Origin of the sequence: Hufsiella arboris (assembly GCF_009834875.1) — a bacterium.
Taxonomy (GTDB): Bacteria; Bacteroidota; Bacteroidia; order Sphingobacteriales; family Sphingobacteriaceae; genus Hufsiella_A; species Hufsiella_A arboris.
Genome location: NZ_WVHT01000008.1, coordinates 131,625 through 148,747, shown reverse-complemented (window position 1 = coordinate 148,747; position 17,123 = coordinate 131,625). Strand labels below are relative to the sequence as shown.

Below are 17,123 nucleotides of genomic sequence, written 5' to 3'. Positions count from 1 at the left end.
TCTTTTAGTCCGTTATCTTAATTCGCTTCAATTCTACGTTTTCTGTGGTGGTCACAACCAGCGGAACCTGTTCAACCGTTACAAAGCTAAGATCAAGGCCAAAACCACGCTCTTCGGATAAAGAGAATCGTTTTAGAATGAAGTAATAATCCATCGTAAAGCGCTCAATGAAGCTTAGATTATTAGCCTTTGAAAGCACTTTTTCTAACAATACAAACTGGAAATCACCGACGATCTTGTGTTTTTTCAGGGATTCATAACGACTTGTTATATTAACCTCGCCATTTCTGACCAGCTCTTCCACAACAGCCCGGAATAAAATATTGATACGCTGCTCAACCCTGAATCCGAGCTTGAAATCAACACGGATCAGCTTATCAGGAACCAGCTCATCTACAATGTATTCTTTTGTATAAGGTTCGTCCATTACGTCTACGTGTACCAGCCAGTAAACATCCGCACGCTTTGGATTCTTTTGAAGGATTGAATACATAATCTTCGATTCAATCTCCGACTTAAAATTAGCGCTGGTTAAATAAACAAGCTGGGACGCATATTTTGGTATAGAATTGTCCTCGCTAAGCTCGCTGATGATCGAGTAATAATCTTCAATTTCAACAAACCGCACATACCGGTTCTTAATCTTCCTCGCTGATGACCATGCCCACATTACCGAAAACAAAATAGATCCCAGCATAATGGTAAACCAACCGCCATGAAGGATTTTAGTCATATTTCCCGCGAAGAACGTCAGCTCAAGAATACCGTAAACGATTACAAACAAGCCAACCAAATACGTCGGGAATTTTTTGCGTTTTAAATAGATCGACATCAGAATAGTCGTCATCAGCATCGCAACCGTAATTGATAATCCATAGGCGGCCTCCATGTTTGCAGATTCATGGAAAACCAACACAACTACGACACATCCGGCCCATAACAGCCAGTTCATAGATGGTACATAGAGTTGTCCCTTTTGATTACTTGGGTAATTAATTTTAACCTTTGGCCATAAATTTAGGCGGACGGCCTCCGATATCAACGTGAACGATCCCGTTATCAGCGCCTGGCTGGCGATAATTGCCGCACTTGTCGCTATACAAATTCCCGGGATAAGAAACCAATCCGGCATGATCTTGTAGAAAGGGTTTTCATTGTCGCCAAGAGTCGATCCCTGGTGTTGCCAAAGCCATACTCCCTGCCCGAAATAGTTGAGTATTAAGCTCGTTTTAACGAAAATCCAGCTAATCCGGATATTTGAACGACCGCAATGGCCAAGATCTGAATACAATGCTTCAGCTCCTGTTGTACATAAAAACACGCCTCCTATTATAAAAAAAGCGTTCGGACTAGTGCTTAAAATATGATAAGCGTAGTACGGATTAAGTGCTTTTAAAATAACAGGGAACTGAATTATGTAACCTATGCCCAGTACGGCCATCATAGAAAACCAAATGAGCATGATAGGGCCAAATGCTTTTCCAACCAGCGAGGTGCCAAATTGCTGCGCGATGAAAAGAATAGTTAAAATCAGGATAACTATTGGCACGGGGTGTATATTCGGGTAAACACTCGCTAAACCTTCAATGGCCGATGAAACAGAAATAGGCGGTGTGATAATCCCATCAGCCAGAAGCGCGCAGCCTCCAACCATCGCCGGAATGATTAACCATTTGGCTTTCCGCCTGACGAGAGAAAAAAGCGAGAAAATGCCTCCCTCCCCTTTATTATCAGCCCGTAAGGTGATTACCACATATTTTATGGTTGTCTGAAGCGTCAGCGTCCATACAATACAGGATAATCCGCCGAGAATCAAATCAGGGCTGATTATTTGGGGGCCAATAATACTTTTGAAAACATAGAGCGGAGAAGTACCAATATCTCCATAAATAATACCCAAACTAATGAGTAAGCCTGCGGCAGAAAGCTTGTGCAGATCCTTATGACTTGTCACGATATATAGGGTTCGTTAAATACGGGCACAAAAGTACATGTTTGCCATTCAATTAACTAATTTGTTTCAAGGGTGTTTTAATTGTGGCGAAAAAACTTCCGGCACGGTCATTGTTAAAATATGTTAAAAACCTTTAAAAGTTTATATCGTAAAAGAGCAACAGATAATTATTTTTAACTTTGCAGTGTTATAAGCTTGATGAAAAAATTTTACTTAAAAGTTTTCGTTTACTCATTGTTTGTGTGCCATCTGGCTGTCACACAAGCTTCGGCTATAACAAGTTTTCAGGCCAGGGACACATCCAAAGTGAAACAGGCGGGAAAATACAACGGAAAAATATACGACACCCGGCCAAATAAGCCATCTTATTTAAAAACAACCGTTGGGGTTGATTTTACGCCCTTCAATCCCTTTAATACTAAAACATCTACATTACCGGGTGCTACGCCAAAAAATCCTCAGCAGGATAATGACAAAATTTTAAGTAACGTAAAAGTTTTTCCGAATCCTGTTACAGATCAGATCAACCTGTCATACCACGTTACAAAAGAATCAAACGTGACTATTAAAATCATGGATGTGTTAGGCAATGAGGTCGCTACTTTATTATCAGAGAGGACGTCGTCTGGTGAGCAATTGAACACCTTCAATATATCGTCCAAGCTCAATAGCGGTTTCTATTTTATCCGTCTGATGGTTGGAAACGAAACAATTGTCAAGCGGATTTCTGTTCAATAAGGCGTAACAATTTCGGAAAGGTGCTGTTTATTCCGGCACATTAACACCTTTATTTTTATTTTCGCAACCATGAAGATTATCGCTATTGGCCGTAACTATGCCGAACACGCAAAAGAATTAAATAATCCCGTTCCGACTATCCCCGTTATTTTTTTAAAGCCTGATACTGCTGTTTTAAAGGACAATAAGCCCTTTTATCATCCGGGTTTCTCAAATGATATACACCACGAAATCGAGATAGTATTAAAAGTTTGTAAGGAAGGAAAGCATATAAGCGAAAAGTTCGCTGCTAACTACTTTGACCAGGTCGGCCTTGGAATAGACTTCACTGCGCGCGATATTCAGCAAAAACACAAGGAAAAGGGCTTGCCATGGGAACTTGCCAAAGGATTTGATAATTCGGCGCCTGTGAGCAACTTCTTGCCGAAAACAGAAATAGAAAACCTTTACGCTTTGGATTTTCATCTAGATATCAATAATAAAACTGTACAGCAAGGCAATACACGCGACCTCTTGTTCTCCTTCGAAAAAATTATCGCCTTCGTTTCTGAATATATCACCTTGAAAAAAGGGGATCTCATATTTACCGGCACCCCCCAAGGCGTTGGCAAAGTCAATATTGGAGATCACTTGGAAGGCTATTTAGGCACAACAAAATTGTTAGACTTTTATATTAAGTAGGGCCGATGCGTTTTCTTTTTATTGCTGTTCTTGCCCTGGTCAGTTTGAATCTCTCTGCACAGGATATCCCTGTAAGCAAATCCTATCCACAGGACTATTTTAGTAAACCGCTGGAACTTGCGCCGTCGCTAGCCGGATCATTCGGCGAAATCCGTGGAAATCATTTTCATTCCGGATTAGATTATCGTACAAATCAACGTGAAGGTTATCCGGTTTATGCGCCGGCTGACGGTTATGTGTCGAGGCTGCGCGTACAAATTGGCGGCGGAGGCAACATTGTTTATCTGACGCATCCAAATGGTTACTCGACTGTTTATATGCATCTCCAGCGCTTTAATGAACGTATTTTACAAGCTTTACGAAGTTACCAGTATCGTCAGCAACAATACGATGTCGACTTTCCGCTATTACCAATAGAAATCCCGGTAAAAAAGGGTGAGATAATAGCATGGTCTGGACGGACGGGGGCGGTCGCAGGTCCACATCTTCATTTTGAAATCAGAGACTCAAAAACTGAAGAAACCATCAACGCCCAATTGTTCGGCTTGAAGGTTCCCGACATAAGCAAACCGACTATTACATCGATGTACGTGTACCGTTTAAACGGACTGCCTTTTAGTCCTGAAACGCCCAAGCAATATTTCCAGGTCGTAGGCAGCGGCGGAAATTACCATCTTAATCAATCGCCGGTAATAAACATAAGCGGTGAAACCGGGTTTGGGATAAATACCTTTGACATGAGTGGCGGAAGCAAGAATGGAGTTTATTCTATTGAATTGTCGCTGGATGGAAAAGTGATCTATCTTTCAGCGCTCGAGGGATTTTACTTTAATAACAGCAGGGCCGTTAACGCTCATATAGATTATCCCACACTGTTGAACTCTGGTATCACTATACAAAAAAGTTTCGTAGAGCCGGGAAATCCATTAACGATCTACAAAAAACTGGTTAACAGAGGACTGATCGAATTGTCTGACGATAGCATCCATGATATGAAATATACCGTAAAGGACGTTGCCGGAAATACAAGCACCCTTTCATTCAGAATAAAAAACAACCCGGCTGCTAAAATTGCCTTTAAGGCTCCTGAAGGTGTCAAGCAGTTTTTTTATAATACAGACAATGAATTTTCGAATCCGGAAGTAAAGGTATTTATCCCAAAAGGCAATCTTTACAGCGATATAAACCTGACTTATTCTGAAAGCAGCCGGCCAGCCCGGGCTTTTTCTCCGGTTTGCCATATTCACAACCGCCTGACACCTATTCATACCGGGTTTACACTTTCGATTCGTGCCGATAGTTTGTTAACCGAAAAACTACACGATAAAGTCGTAATAATGGACACCCGTGGTTTGGCCTATTCGGGAGATTTTGAAAATGGTTTTGTCAAAGCTACCGTTAAAAACTTCGGTAATTACTACCTCACGATTGATACAATAGCACCTACCATACGGCCGATAAGTATTTCCGAAGGCTCTGTATTTTCTTCACAAGGGAAAATCACATTGCGAATCGGCGACAATCTTGCCGGAATCAAAACCTATAACGGATACATTGATGGCAAATGGGTGCTGATGGAGTTTGATCCCAAAACTTACATTGTAACTCATAATTTTGACTATCGGACTATCGCCGGAAAACATAGCTTTCAGTTGCTTGTTACCGATTTAAAAAACAACACCAAATCATACTCCGCAAACTTTACACTTAATTAATTTATACATGACAGAATTAAAAGAAGGTGAAAAAGCGCCTGATTTCACAGCGAAAGATCAGAACGGAAAAACAGTTTCCCTAAGTGATTTTTCCGGCAAACGTGTAATCCTTTATTTTTATCCAAAAGACGATACCCCTGGCTGTACCGCCGAAGCATGTGACTTCAGAGATAACTACCATTCGCTGCAGGGAAATGGCTTTGAAGTAATTGGAGTAAGCACTGACGATGAGAAATCACATACAAAGTTCGTCAATAAGTATAATTTACCATTTACGCTTATCGCGGATGATAGCAAAGAAATAGTTGAACGCTACGGTGTATGGGTTGAAAAGAATATGTACGGCAAGAAGTACATGGGAACCGCGCGAAAAACGTTTGTCCTGGATGAAAACGGTATCATTAAAAAGATTATCGATAAAGTTGACACAAAGAACTCCTCGCAACAGGTGCTCGACTTAGCCAAATAATTTATCTTTCACAAAAAAACCGCTGGTTGACAGCGGTTTTTTGTGTGCCTGCTACGCTTTAAAGCGCTGCGACTCCCTTTTTCAATTTATCCGCTGATGCGGCTTTACTTGTTCCCGAGAAAAGCGTTTTGGCCGTGATATCCTGGCTATAATAAGCTTTTATACCATCTTTGTCTACGGAAATATCAGTTCCGTCTAAGCTGATTCCGGCAAAAAGACCTTTACTTCTTGAATATGAGTAAACTTCAGCGTCGAACTTATAATTTGTATTGGCGCTTGAACTGCGTCCTACCGGGCCAGCAGCTGCGGAGATATCACCGCCTAGTGTAAAATCGCCGTTGCCGATATTTTCCAGCGTATTTCTGTGCTTGAAAACCAGTAACAGATCCACTGACTGAACTCCTGCTTGCAATCCAAAACTTCCACCTGTTAACGTAACAAATACAGGGTCACTCCAGCTTCCATTTGCCATTTTAGTCATCGCGATGCCGCGTCCGCGTTTACCTCCTACAACAAAACCAGCGTTAACGAGCTTCGGAACGATAATTATTCCCTGAGCCATGTTCATCAGCTCCTTCGGGATACTTTCGCTCATTTTGCTGAAATCGCCGACAACGGTAACAGCGTCGTCAATCTTTTGCTGTTGTTTTTCCTGTGCCGGTGCAACATAAGACAGTGTTATTAATGATAGCGACAGCGCCGCTGTTTTAAAAAAGCTTGTTTTCATAGTTTCAATTTCCATAGTTAAATCAAGATGTGTGCCAGTGGCTTCGCTCTGGCAACGACATAGTAACGAAAAATAAATGTTAAAATTCTACGAACAAAATATAAGGGCAAAAGTTATTCAAGCAACATCTATAAATTTAAAATACTATGTCAACATTAGAAAAATCAATTGAAACCCTAAACGATCTGGTACAGATCCATAACGACAGAATTGAGGGCTACGAGCGGGCCATACGTGAAACAGGTGATGATAATGCAGACCTGAAAACTATCTTCACAGAAATGATTCGGGAAAGCCATCAATACAAAAATGAACTGGGCACAGAAATCCAGGCATCTGGTGAGGATATGGATACCGACACGACAACAAGCGGTAAAATCTATCGTGCCTGGATGGACGTTAAAGCAGCATTTACCGGCCATGACCGTAAATCGATTTTAGCGAATTGCGAGTTTGGTGAAGACGCGGCTCAAAAAGCGTATAAGTCAGCGTTGGATGACGACGATTTAACCGCCAACTTTCGCGAGTTAGTGTCACGTCAACAACAACAGCTTAAACAATCACATGATAAAATTAAAGCCTTGAGAGATCAAGCTTAATTGCCAAATCAAAAAGACTAAACAGAAAAGGTATCCCCAGAGAGGGATACCTTTTCTGTTTTAAGAAAGCAGCTGTTACAAATATGTAGCTACAATGCTTATTACTTCTTTGATGTTAAAAGGTTTTTGAATATAGCTGTCTGCACCGCAATCAATCGCCTCTTCTGTTAAGCTCATGGATGTTGAAATCAAAATAAATGGAATATTTGCCAGGTCGCTTGCTTTAAGTTGCTTGCAAAGCTCCGTTCCCCTGGTTCCGGGAAGCCAGTTATCACACAAAATAAGATCAGGAGTTATCTCCCTGATTTTATCAATCTGCTGACCGGTGCTAAAAGCGAACACCTGGTAATCCTGTCCGCTTAAAATGTGTTCGAGTATCTCGAGTATATCCTTGTCATCTTCAATTATCATTATTTTTTTTGCAGTCATAGGTTAACTAGTTTATCAATATACTTCAATCGATAAACAATTGTTTTTACGTGTTTTTAACTTAGGTTGAGTGTTTATGTAGACATATCGACGACTCGCTGTTCTTAATTAAATACAAAAAAATGCGTACGAAGTGCGGCAGAGCCATTTAATTCACCAAACTCCTATTGGCACAAATTTGGAAGAGTAGTTAGAAAGGATTTACGTTATGAATAAGATTATCATTTTACAGGACAGCGCGAATAACGAAGTAAAAACGATCAACCAAACTTTAAAAGTTACGTTGAAAAACTGTAAAAATACTATTCATAAAATAATCCCGTTGAACCCCTATGCAGGCGGGCCAATGATCGCATAACGAAACATAGCTAAATTATATACAAACGAAAAAAGCGGCATATGCCGCTTTTTTTATGTTATCAATTGATTTAAATTATTCCATGTGTAGCCATGCCTTTTTGGCAAGCAATTCTTCTTTAGTCTCACGGATATCTTCATCATCCACACAACAATCAACCGGACATACAGCTGCACATTGTGGCTCATCATGAAATCCAACGCACTCGGTACATTTGTCTGAAACTATATAATAAATTTCATCGGATATTGCCGACTGAACTTCTTCTGCATCAAGCGTAGTACCGTCGCCGAAATCAATTACTCCACGTAAAGCTGTCCCATCCGAAAACCGCCAAGCCGCACCAGCGTCATAAATGGCATTATTCGGGCATTCGGGTTCGCAGGCGCCGCAGTTTATGCACTCATCTGTGATTTTAATTGCCATCTCTGTCTAAAAGTCTTTTTCGAAAGTTATTTTTGCAAACCGGAAATTCCGGTCTGTTGCGCAAATATAACACATTTTGGACAGTTAACTTTAACGAATCAGATTTTGACATTAACTCAACGTATAAAAGCATTCACTGAACTTGGCAGTTTGATAAGCAACCCTGATGAAAATCTAACAGCTACCATAAGTCAGGCTAAAAATGCGAATGCCTGGTTTACTTTTGAATCCACCTTGAATTCGGTGAAAAACATCGGACAAATGCTTAATAACGAGGATCTAACTAAGTGGTTAACCCCTTACGATAACTCCTCAATAACTCCAAAAACAGTTGGACTTGTATTGGCCGGCAATATTCCAATGGTCGGGTTCTATGATATTTTATGTGTATTAGCTGCCGGTCATAAAGCGCTTATCAAGCTTTCATCACATGACCAGCAATTGATTCCATTCGTTCTTAATGAATTGATTAAAATAGAGCCAGGTTTTAACGACCAAATTTCATACACCGAGCGGCTGCAGCAATTCGACGCGGTAATAGCAACCGGCAGTAATAACACTTCGAGGTACTTTGAGCATTATTTTGCTAAGTACCCGCATATCATTCGTAAAAACAGAAACAGTGTAGCTGTTTTAACCGGCAATGAAAGTGCTGAGGAACTTGGCCGGATCGGTCATGATATTTTCGATTATTTCGGGCTTGGCTGCCGAAATGTTTCGAAGCTGTTTGTGCCGGAAAACTACAAATTCGACTTCTTTTTCGAGTCGATCGAACATCTTCAACCCGTTATAAATCATCATAAATATTGCAACAACTATGACTATAACAAATCGATTTTTCTGGTTAATAGTGAGCTTCATTTAGATAATGGATTTTTACTTGTAAAAGAGGATGAAAGACTGTCATCTCCCTTGGCAGTTGTTTACTTTGAATATTACAGTTCGATTGCCGGAGCCCAGGACAGAATAAATTTCCTCGCCAATGATATACAGGTAGTTGTAAGCGCAGCGGGATTAAACATAACACCCCAACTGGTGAAACCCGGCGAAAGTCAGCATCCCAAACTTTGGGATTATGCGGACGGCATTAACACGCTTGAGTTTTTATCCTCGTTAAATTAACATTGCCGCGGTAAACATAAAATCATAAATTTGAAGGCTTATGTATGTAATTAAAGTAAAAGGAGTAGCGAAAATCCCAGATTATGTGCAGTTGCGTGACGAAAAATTTACTTTACTAGCGTACTTCCGCGTTGACAGACCCGACCGCTCGTTGGAAAAAGTCGGACTCGGCGACAAGACAGAATACATAATGCAAAAAATCAAAGACCTTCCATTCGGTCAGATATTAAAACTCGACATTTAGCATGATTGGCACTTCCGTAATAAAACTTCAAAATGTAGATATATATCAGCAAAAGCACCTTGTTTTACGCAATGTAAATCTCCAGATAGAAAAAGGTGAATTTGTTTTCTTAATCGGACAAACCGGTTCAGGGAAAAGCAGTTTGCTGAAAATCATTTATGGCGATCTTCATATTGCTGACGGTGAGGGCCACGCTGCAGGTTTTGACCTTAAAAAACTGATAGTTAAAGACGTTCCTTTTTTAAGAAGAAAACTTGGCATTGTCTTCCAGGATTTTCAATTACTAACCGACAGGACAGTCGAACAAAACCTCAACTTTGTTATGAAAGCCACCGGCTGGACTGACAAGGCGCTTATAGACGAACGAATTAAAGACGTTCTTGAAAAAGTAGGCCTGCGTTCAAAACTTAAAAAAATGCCGCATGAACTTTCGGGCGGCGAGCAACAGCGTATTGTTATTGCACGCGCACTGCTTAATGATCCCGAGATCATCCTTGCGGACGAGCCAACCGGAAATCTTGACCCGGAAACCTCTGAAGAAATCGTTATGCTGCTAAAACAGATCAGCCAAAGCGGAACCTCAGTATTAATGGCAACACATGATTACCACATCATACGAACCTTCCCGTCACGTATTGTAAAATGCGAAAACGGAATTGTGCATGAAGATGTGTCGCTGGTTTAACGACTGACAAATCTGTTTTTTTGACTTTTAATTTATTTCTAACCTGCCAGCTTGACGCCTTTTTGCACTTGGCAAAAAATTTGTCATTGGGTAGTGACTATGAATTTCTCAGATATGCTGAAAAAAAAGAAAGACTCATCGGAGGAGCAACCGGTGGATGCCGGGCAGAATAATGCTCATGACACGATAGCGGAAGAAATTGAACAAGTGAATCAATCACGTCAAAATCATAAGAATGACACGCAGGATTTTGAAGTTTCAGAAGAATTGGAAAAACTCAAAGCTGAAAATGTTGAGGCCAATAACAAGTACCTGAGACTTTACGCGGAATTTGACAATTATAAACGCCGTACCAGTAAAGAACGCGTTGATTTACTTCAAACAGCGGGAAAAGATGTGGTAGTTTCGTTGCTACCTGTTTTGGATGATTTTGAGCGCGCTTTAAAATCACTTGATAAAACTGACGACACGTCAAGCATTCGCGAAGGAATATACCTGATTTATCAGAAGCTTAAAAATACCTTACAGCAAAAAGGTTTAAAAGAAATGCAGGCAATCGGAGAAACTTTTGATGCTGATCTGCACGAGGCGATAACCAATATCCCCGCCCCTTCGGAAGATTTAAAAGGCAAGGTGATTGATGAGGCTGAAAAAGGATATTATTTAAATGACAAGGTTATCCGCTTCGCAAAAGTAATTGTTGGGGCATAATTAAGATGGCAAAGAGAGATTATTACGACGTATTAGGAGTTTCGAAAAGCGCCGGAGCCGATGAAATAAAGAAAGCTTATCGCAAGCTTGCTATTAAATATCACCCCGATAAAAATCCCGGAGATAAAGCAGCCGAAGAGCAGTTTAAAGAAGCAGCTGAGGCTTACGAAGTACTTAGTAACGCTGAGAAAAAACAACGCTACGATCAGTTCGGACATGCAGCAAACGCTGCAGGTGCCGGTGGTTATGGTGGCGGCGGCATGAATATGGACGACATATTCAGCCAGTTTGGTGATATTTTCGGAGGCGGCGGCAGCCCGTTCGATAGCTTCTTCGGTGGCGGACAGTCACGCGGAGGCGGGCGTCGCGTTGCGCGCGGAACCAATTTACGGATCAAGGTAAAACTCACTCTTGAGGAAATAGCCAAAGGTGCAGAGAAAAAGATCAAGGTTAACAAGCAGGTAGTTTGTCAAACCTGCGATGGCACCGGAGCAAAAGATAAATCATCATTCCATACCTGCCAAACCTGCGGTGGCAGTGGCAGCGTTCGCCGGGTAACCAATACCATCCTGGGACAGATGCAAACAACCAGCACCTGCCCTACCTGTAATGGCGAGGGTACAACGGTAACAAATAAATGTAATACTTGTCATGGCGATGGCATTGTTCGTGGTGAGGAAACGATCACGATAAATATTCCGGCCGGTGTAAGCGAAGGCATGCAGCTCTCAATGAGCGGTAAAGGCAACGCAGCTCCACGAGGCGGTGTTCCCGGAGATCTTATCATTCTAATTGAAGAGATTCCGCATGAAACTCTGAAACGTGAAGGCAGCAACGTGGTTTATGACTTGCATATAAACTTTGCCGATGCAGCCCTGGGCTCAAGCGTTGAAGTTCCTACTATCGACGGGAAAGCTAAGATCAAAATTGAACCGGGAACCCAGGGAGGAAAAATCCTCCGTTTAAAAGGTAAAGGTGTACCGGAAGTGAATTCCTATCACCGTGGCGACCAGCTTGTCTACGTAAATATCTGGACGCCGAAAGCCTTATCAAAAGATGAACGTGATCTTCTGGAAAAACTGCAGGAATCGCCAAACTTTAAGCCACAACCCGGTAAAAATGAAAAAAGCTTTTTCGAACGCATGAAGGAATACTTCGAGTAAGCAAAACATAATCTTATAAAAGGGCTCAGTGATGATAATTGCTGAGCCTTTTTTATTTTATCCACTGAGATCTTCGTAAGCTTATCAATTTCTTAGCGACACGCAGGATTCAGTGCGATGCCCTTTCATTTTAAACCGGATGGAAGCGGTACCCCGTAACGAAGCGATGCTTGTGTGTCGGAGTGAGGAGTTTAGCGAACAGCCGGACTAGCGGCAAATAATATCAGAACCGTTCATTTTCAAATTATTACACTTGGCTTAATAATACAACCGTCGAATCTAATCCAAATTGTATCCCAAGGCTGGTTTACAACGATTTTTACTAAATAAAAATTTGTGAGGAATCTTCAATTTCTTTAAATTCTATTTCCACTTATACTTCGAAAACCTATATTTGCAGTCCTTAAACCCAGGTGGCGAAATTGGTAGACGCACCATCTTGAGGGGGTGGCGCCTTACGGGCGTGGCAGTTCGAATCTGCTCCTGGGTACCAAACAATTAAACACCTGCCCGGGTGGCGAAATTGGTAAACGTTGCGGTCTCAGAAGCCGTTGAGAATTGTCTCTTGAGAGTTCGAGTCTCTCCTCGGGCACAAAGCCTGGCTCATCAGCCGGGCTTTTTTTGTTGATAGACTAAATTCAATATATGTCAACCAACCGTCAACTCCCCCATTTCTTGTAATTGCCTGTTAAACTATCCTTCTGTTTTTAAATCATATAAAGCAAAGGTGATTATCGCGATTCCACAATGGTTCAGTAAATAAACTTTTCCAGTGCATTTATCGTTTATAATATTACTTTTAGCATTAAACTAATCGATTATATGAAGAGAGTATTTGTAAGTATTATTTGTGTTCTATTAACTATTTCAGCGTTTTCACAGGGTAAAGACGCGATTGTTGGAAAATGGCTGAGCCAGCATGGCAACGGCCAGATTCAGATTTTCAAAAAGGGAGATAAATATTTTGGTAAGCTCATTTGGCTAAAGGAGCCGAATGATGATAAAGGAAATCCGAAACATGATGTGTATAATCCTGATACCAAATTGAGATCAAGGCCGGTATTAGGACTGGAGATCCTTAAAGATTTCGCTTTTGAGGACGGAACTTACGAAGACGGAACTGTATATGATCCGAAATCTGGCAAGACCTACAGCTGCAAAATGACGATTAAAGATAACAAGCTCAATATCAGGGGTTATATCGGAATTTCATTATTAGGCAGAACTGAAATTTGGTCACGGGTTCAATCTTAATTAAATGAAACGCTTTACACTATTGCTGGCATTTTTCCTGCCAGCAATTTTTTTATATGGCCAGCAGATTAACATTGTAGAATCAGGAAAATCAACCAGCCTGAGAGGATTATCCATACTTAATAACCAGGTTGCATGGGTTAGCGGCAGTAATGGCTGGGTAGCGTCTACAACGGACGGGGCAAAAACGTGGCACTGGCAGCAGTTAAAGGGTTATGAAAACATCGATTTCAGGGATATTGAGGTGCTTAGCGAAAAACAAGCGGTTATTGTAAGCGCAGGCTCACCGGCTGTTATTCTGAAAACTGGCGATGGCGGCCTGACCTGGCGTGAAACTTATAGAAATAATGATCCCGAAATATTTCTCGACGGAATGGACTTTTATAACGCCAGGCAGGGAATAATTTTCGGAGACCCAATTACTTCTAAGATGCAGCTACTAACAACGGATGACGCTGGTGATAGCTGGAAGAATTGCACCGACAATCTTAAGATTAAACTGGAAGATGGTGAGGCCGGTTTTGCAGCCAGCGGCACATCTATCAGAACGATGAAAAATGGAAAAACCTGGATTGCTACCGGAGGCAAGCAATCGCGAGTATTTATTTCCGATAATTTCGGAAAGAACTGGAAAGCATATAACTGCCCGATAATACATGGCGCGAACAGCACCGGGCCTTTTTCAATCGCATTTTATGATATCAAAACTGGATATGTTGTTGGCGGCGACTACCGTAAAGATACAGTGCGTACTAAAAACTCATTTATAACTTACGATGGCGGACTGTCATGGAATCAGCCGGCAGAAAATACTTTCGGATATCGCTCGGCCGTAGAGTACCTATCAAAAAGTGTATTAATTTGTACCGGTACTTCCGGAACCGATATTTCGTCCACAGGCGGTAAAACTTGGAAAAATATTTCAAAAACAGGCTTTAATTGCGTTCGTAAGGCGAAATCGGGCAACCTGGTTTTACTTGCCGGAGGTGTTGGAACTATCGCCAGATTACTTAATTTTTAATCTCTAAAATAATTATGAAAATGGCGCTAACTTTTTGGGAGTTCTTTTTGTTATAAGGACTATGAAACGCGACGTTTTTTTATTAGCCAAGGATCCGGATAATGATTGCCGCAATATTATTTATCATCGTGGCGGAACCCTGAAGGTTTATGTTTACTGCCTGGATATTGAACATTTCGAACCGAATCCTAATGAATTGCAGTTTTATACACAAAACCATAAAGAAACTCTTGCTTTCGAAACATGTGATTATGACATGGAAGACCCGGGTTTAGTTATTGAGGCCATCCGCTGGTACGCCCGATACATTGACAATCCCGAGATGGAAATCTACGCCGAAGATCCCAGAACTGCTAATTAGCCTGCTGGCTGTCTTTGTTTAAAGAATGTTCAATTCGCAAATCAGGAATTAACCAGATCAAAGCTACCACGATATATAACAATATCGAGATCCAGGGGTTAAAAAAGGCGACGGCAATGCCAATAAAATACAATATTGGCGATATTTTTTCCTTTACCGACTTCCCAATAGCCAACGCCAATAACGACGTGTTGCCTTCGACACAGATAAGCCGTTTCTGCAAAATTAACCAGGCCATTGCATTCATAAACAAAACGAAGCCGTACAATGCAACCGGTGCTGAAGCGAAATGATTTTCATCCATCCAGGCCGTAACGAAGGGGATCAGCGACAACCAAAAAAGCAAATGTAAATTGGCCCACAATACGGAACCGTTTACTTTTTTTGTGGTATACAACATGTGGTGGTGATTGTTCCAGTAAATCCCTACGTAAACAAAGCTTAATAAATAACTCAGTAAAACCGGCAGCACAGGTTTCAAATCGCTAATACTGGTCCCATGTGGTGTTTTAATTTCCAATACCATGATGGTAATGATAATTGCAAACACACCATCACTGAAAGCTTCTAATCGTCCTTTGTGCATATAGTTTATGATGATTTGAATATAGCTATTTCGAGAATCAAAACAATGATTCAAACAGAATCATCAACCCAAACGCATCTATTACAGTGAAAGTATTAAGCCATCATAGGCTAACTGAATACCATCAGGTAGTAATGGTTCGATCTCCGAATGCTTTCCCATCTTATGGCTGATGTGGGTGAAATACGTTTTCGGCACCTTCATTTCCTGAGCAAAATCAATCGCTTCCTGCAGCGTAAAATGCGAAATATGTGTATCTTTTTGTAGGGCGTTTATGACTAGAACTTGAGACCCTCTTATCTTTTCCTTTTCGGCCTCCGAGACAGTTTTAGCATCCGTGATATATGTAAAATTCCCAATTCGAAAACCTAGAACCGGCAGTTTATAATGCATTACCTCAATCGGGATGATTTCGACCCCCTGGATTTGGAAAGGTTCGTTATGAATTTCATGCAGGTTAATGAGCGGTACACCCGGATACTTTTTTTCAGAAAAAGCGTAATAAAACTCCCTGACCAGCGATTCCTGGACACGCTTGCTGGCGTAAATATCCATCGCACGTTGCTGCCTGTAGTTAAACGCCCTGACATCATCCAGTCCCGCTATATGATCTTTATGTTCGTGGGTAAATAAAATCGCGTCAAGATGCTTTACTCCGGCGCGCAGCATCTGGTATCTAAAATCAGGTCCCGAATCAATTACAAAGACTTTTCCTTGTACCTCAATCAAAACCGACACGCGTAAACGTTTATCCATTAGATCGGGTGAAGTACAAACCGGGCAATCGCAGGCTATTACAGGCACGCCCTGCGAAGTTCCTGTTCCTAAAAAAGTTATCTTCAAAGCTCCAGCGTTGTTTGTTTTAAATTATAGAGGAACAGTTTCTGCTTTTCATCCAGTAAACTTTCGTCGGCTTGTATCGTTTGTAGTAGCTCAGCAAGCGCATTTATGCGGCTCTCTGTATTTGAAAATTTGTTTATAACAATGATTTTACTGCTATCTAGTGTACACGAACCGGTTTTAAAATTCCCTTTCTCATAACGAACTTTATAACCCATCACTTTTAACAGGTTCTCGAGTTTATCCAATGTATGCTGTGTGTAAGATAAATTCATCTCAAGACAATTGAAGTTTAAACCAGCGTAAAAATATGAGTTGGCTTTTAGAAAAGGGCATTCATAAATGCATAATCTCCATTAAAGAAGCAAACCTTATCTATCGCAAATCCACAACTTCAACACCTGGATATTTCGATTTGTCAAATGTGAAAATTGACTCAGAAACTTTAATGCCAGGAACAAACGAAGTTATAGCATAGGTATATCGATTGCCATTACGATCGAAAATCAACGCATTAACCAGGCTTTTTGTCGCTTTATCAATACTTAACCGAATTTTAAAAACAGAACCCTTCGTGTCAAGTGGTGCCAGTTCGATTACATTGCATATTTTCCCATTCACCTTACTGTCGCCAGGATAAACATATTTATAACCTTTCTGATACATATTGAAAAGTTGAGCCGGGTTGAACTGACTGTTGTCTGCAGGCGAATTGTTTACCTGGACTTCTTTTTCTTCCTTCAGGTAAGTCCACTGTGTTTTGCCATCTGAGATCATTTCCTGATCCTTTAATACCAATTTAAATTTATTGGTGCGGGCTTTAACATATAATGTACCCGATTGTACTTGCTTCGCTTTTGTATCCGGATCCTCAATCGTGTAAGTAAAGCCAGATTTACTTATGTTGGTCGTGCTGTATTTTTTTGCTACCTGGTCTAAAATGGCTTTTGCTTTGGTATCGGTTTGAGCTTGTAATTGGGCAGCGAATACGGAAATAAGCAAAGCAACAGTCGAAAATCTCTTCATAGGTGTCTTATCTT

The 17,123-nt window shown here is 41.0% G+C and carries 22 protein-coding genes and 2 tRNA genes; 16 read left to right on the top strand and 8 right to left on the bottom strand.

Going from position 1 to position 17,123, the window contains the following annotated elements; genetic code table 11:
- Positions 1–4: 4 nt before the first annotated feature.
- Positions 5–1,954 (bottom strand): KUP/HAK/KT family potassium transporter, encoded by a 1,950-nt coding sequence (locus GS399_RS16520; protein ID WP_160845754.1) that lies wholly within the window; start codon positions 1,952–1,954, stop codon positions 5–7.
- Positions 1,955–2,152: 198 nt separating this feature from the next.
- Between GS399_RS16520 and GS399_RS16515 the strand changes: the two genes are divergently transcribed.
- From GS399_RS16515 to bcp, 4 genes are all read left to right on the top strand, one after another.
- A complete protein-coding gene (locus GS399_RS16515) occupies positions 2,153–2,692 on the top strand; it encodes a T9SS type A sorting domain-containing protein (protein ID WP_160845753.1) in 540 nt (179 codons plus the stop codon).
- Positions 2,693–2,761: 69 nt separating this feature from the next.
- Positions 2,762–3,373 carry a fumarylacetoacetate hydrolase family protein gene (locus GS399_RS16510; RefSeq protein ID WP_160845752.1) on the top strand — a complete coding sequence of 204 codons (612 nt, stop codon included), beginning with the start codon at positions 2,762–2,764 and terminating at the stop codon, positions 3,371–3,373.
- 5 nt (positions 3,374–3,378) lie between these two features.
- On the top strand, positions 3,379–5,088 hold the full coding sequence (locus GS399_RS16505) for a M23 family metallopeptidase (RefSeq protein ID WP_160845751.1): 1,710 nt from the start codon (positions 3,379–3,381) through the stop codon (positions 5,086–5,088).
- Between the two features lie 7 nt (positions 5,089–5,095).
- The gene (gene bcp / locus GS399_RS16500) at positions 5,096–5,557 is read left to right on the top strand and encodes a thioredoxin-dependent thiol peroxidase (protein WP_160845750.1); all 462 of its coding nucleotides are present in this window, start codon (positions 5,096–5,098) and stop codon (positions 5,555–5,557) included.
- A gap of 58 nt (positions 5,558–5,615) precedes the next feature.
- On the opposite strand, the gene GS399_RS16495 is transcribed toward bcp, so the two are convergent.
- Complete coding sequence (locus tag GS399_RS16495) at positions 5,616–6,299, bottom strand: lipid-binding SYLF domain-containing protein (RefSeq protein WP_237487975.1); 684 nt, start codon at positions 6,297–6,299, stop codon at positions 5,616–5,618.
- Positions 6,300–6,430: 131 nt separating this feature from the next.
- Here GS399_RS16495 and GS399_RS16490 point away from each other — a divergent pair, with 131 nt between their 5' ends.
- Positions 6,431–6,883, top strand: a complete 453-nt coding sequence (locus GS399_RS16490; protein WP_160845749.1) for a PA2169 family four-helix-bundle protein — start codon at positions 6,431–6,433, stop codon at positions 6,881–6,883.
- A gap of 75 nt (positions 6,884–6,958) precedes the next feature.
- Here the strand turns inward: GS399_RS16490 and GS399_RS16485 are convergent, their stop codons facing one another.
- Positions 6,959–7,312, bottom strand: coding sequence for a response regulator (locus tag GS399_RS16485; protein WP_160845748.1), 354 nt, complete (start codon positions 7,310–7,312; stop codon positions 6,959–6,961).
- Between the two features lie 208 nt (positions 7,313–7,520).
- On the opposite strand from GS399_RS16485, the gene GS399_RS16480 reads away from it, so the two are divergent.
- Positions 7,521–7,670 carry a hypothetical protein gene (locus GS399_RS16480; protein ID WP_160845747.1) on the top strand — a complete coding sequence of 50 codons (150 nt, stop codon included), beginning with the start codon at positions 7,521–7,523 and terminating at the stop codon, positions 7,668–7,670.
- 75 nt (positions 7,671–7,745) lie between these two features.
- Here the strand turns inward: GS399_RS16480 and GS399_RS16475 are convergent, their stop codons facing one another.
- Positions 7,746–8,096 (bottom strand): 4Fe-4S dicluster domain-containing protein, encoded by a 351-nt coding sequence (locus tag GS399_RS16475; protein WP_160845746.1) that lies wholly within the window; start codon positions 8,094–8,096, stop codon positions 7,746–7,748.
- A gap of 105 nt (positions 8,097–8,201) precedes the next feature.
- Between GS399_RS16475 and GS399_RS16470 the strand changes: the two genes are divergently transcribed.
- The 10 genes from GS399_RS16470 (at position 8,202) to GS399_RS16425 (ending at position 14,657) form a co-directional block, all read left to right on the top strand.
- Positions 8,202–9,218: an acyl-CoA reductase gene (locus GS399_RS16470; RefSeq protein ID WP_160845745.1), complete on the top strand. Its 1,017-nt coding sequence runs from the start codon at positions 8,202–8,204 to the stop codon at positions 9,216–9,218.
- A gap of 40 nt (positions 9,219–9,258) precedes the next feature.
- The gene (locus GS399_RS16465; RefSeq protein ID WP_160845744.1) at positions 9,259–9,462 is read left to right on the top strand and encodes a fructose-6-phosphate aldolase; all 204 of its coding nucleotides are present in this window, start codon (positions 9,259–9,261) and stop codon (positions 9,460–9,462) included.
- 1 nt (position 9,463) lies between these two features.
- Positions 9,464–10,147: a cell division ATP-binding protein FtsE gene (locus GS399_RS16460; protein WP_160845743.1), complete on the top strand. Its 684-nt coding sequence runs from the start codon at positions 9,464–9,466 to the stop codon at positions 10,145–10,147.
- A gap of 99 nt (positions 10,148–10,246) precedes the next feature.
- On the top strand, positions 10,247–10,858 hold the full coding sequence (locus tag GS399_RS16455; protein ID WP_237487974.1) for a nucleotide exchange factor GrpE: 612 nt from the start codon (positions 10,247–10,249) through the stop codon (positions 10,856–10,858).
- A 5-nt stretch (positions 10,859–10,863) separates the two neighbouring features.
- Positions 10,864–12,021 carry a molecular chaperone DnaJ gene (gene dnaJ / locus GS399_RS16450; RefSeq protein ID WP_160845741.1) on the top strand — a complete coding sequence of 386 codons (1,158 nt, stop codon included), beginning with the start codon at positions 10,864–10,866 and terminating at the stop codon, positions 12,019–12,021.
- Between the two features lie 407 nt (positions 12,022–12,428).
- Positions 12,429–12,514, top strand: a tRNA-Leu gene (locus tag GS399_RS16445).
- A gap of 15 nt (positions 12,515–12,529) precedes the next feature.
- Positions 12,530–12,613: transfer RNA gene (locus GS399_RS16440), tRNA-Leu, on the top strand.
- Positions 12,614–12,843: 230 nt separating this feature from the next.
- On the top strand, positions 12,844–13,275 hold the full coding sequence (locus tag GS399_RS16435; protein WP_160845740.1) for a DUF2147 domain-containing protein: 432 nt from the start codon (positions 12,844–12,846) through the stop codon (positions 13,273–13,275).
- Between the two features lie 4 nt (positions 13,276–13,279).
- Complete coding sequence (locus GS399_RS16430) at positions 13,280–14,296, top strand: WD40/YVTN/BNR-like repeat-containing protein (RefSeq protein WP_237487973.1); 1,017 nt, start codon at positions 13,280–13,282, stop codon at positions 14,294–14,296.
- Positions 14,297–14,357: 61 nt separating this feature from the next.
- Complete coding sequence (locus GS399_RS16425; RefSeq protein WP_160845739.1) at positions 14,358–14,657, top strand: hypothetical protein; 300 nt, start codon at positions 14,358–14,360, stop codon at positions 14,655–14,657.
- Here the strand turns inward: GS399_RS16425 and GS399_RS16420 are convergent.
- The 4 genes from GS399_RS16420 to lolA1 form a co-directional block, all read right to left on the bottom strand.
- Complete coding sequence (locus GS399_RS16420; protein WP_160845738.1) at positions 14,650–15,243, bottom strand: TMEM175 family protein; 594 nt, start codon at positions 15,241–15,243, stop codon at positions 14,650–14,652. The genes GS399_RS16425 and GS399_RS16420 overlap by 8 nt on opposite strands.
- 81 nt (positions 15,244–15,324) lie before the next feature.
- A complete protein-coding gene (locus GS399_RS16415; protein WP_160845737.1) occupies positions 15,325–16,086 on the bottom strand; it encodes an MBL fold metallo-hydrolase in 762 nt (253 codons plus the stop codon).
- Positions 16,083–16,358, bottom strand: coding sequence for a hypothetical protein (locus GS399_RS16410; RefSeq protein ID WP_160845736.1), 276 nt, complete (start codon positions 16,356–16,358; stop codon positions 16,083–16,085). The genes GS399_RS16415 and GS399_RS16410 overlap by 4 nt, the downstream gene beginning before the upstream one ends.
- Positions 16,359–16,458: 100 nt before the next feature.
- Positions 16,459–17,109: an outer membrane lipoprotein periplasmic chaperone LolA1 gene (gene lolA1, locus GS399_RS16405; protein WP_160845735.1), complete on the bottom strand. Its 651-nt coding sequence runs from the start codon at positions 17,107–17,109 to the stop codon at positions 16,459–16,461.
- Between the last annotated feature and the right edge of the window lie 14 nt (positions 17,110–17,123).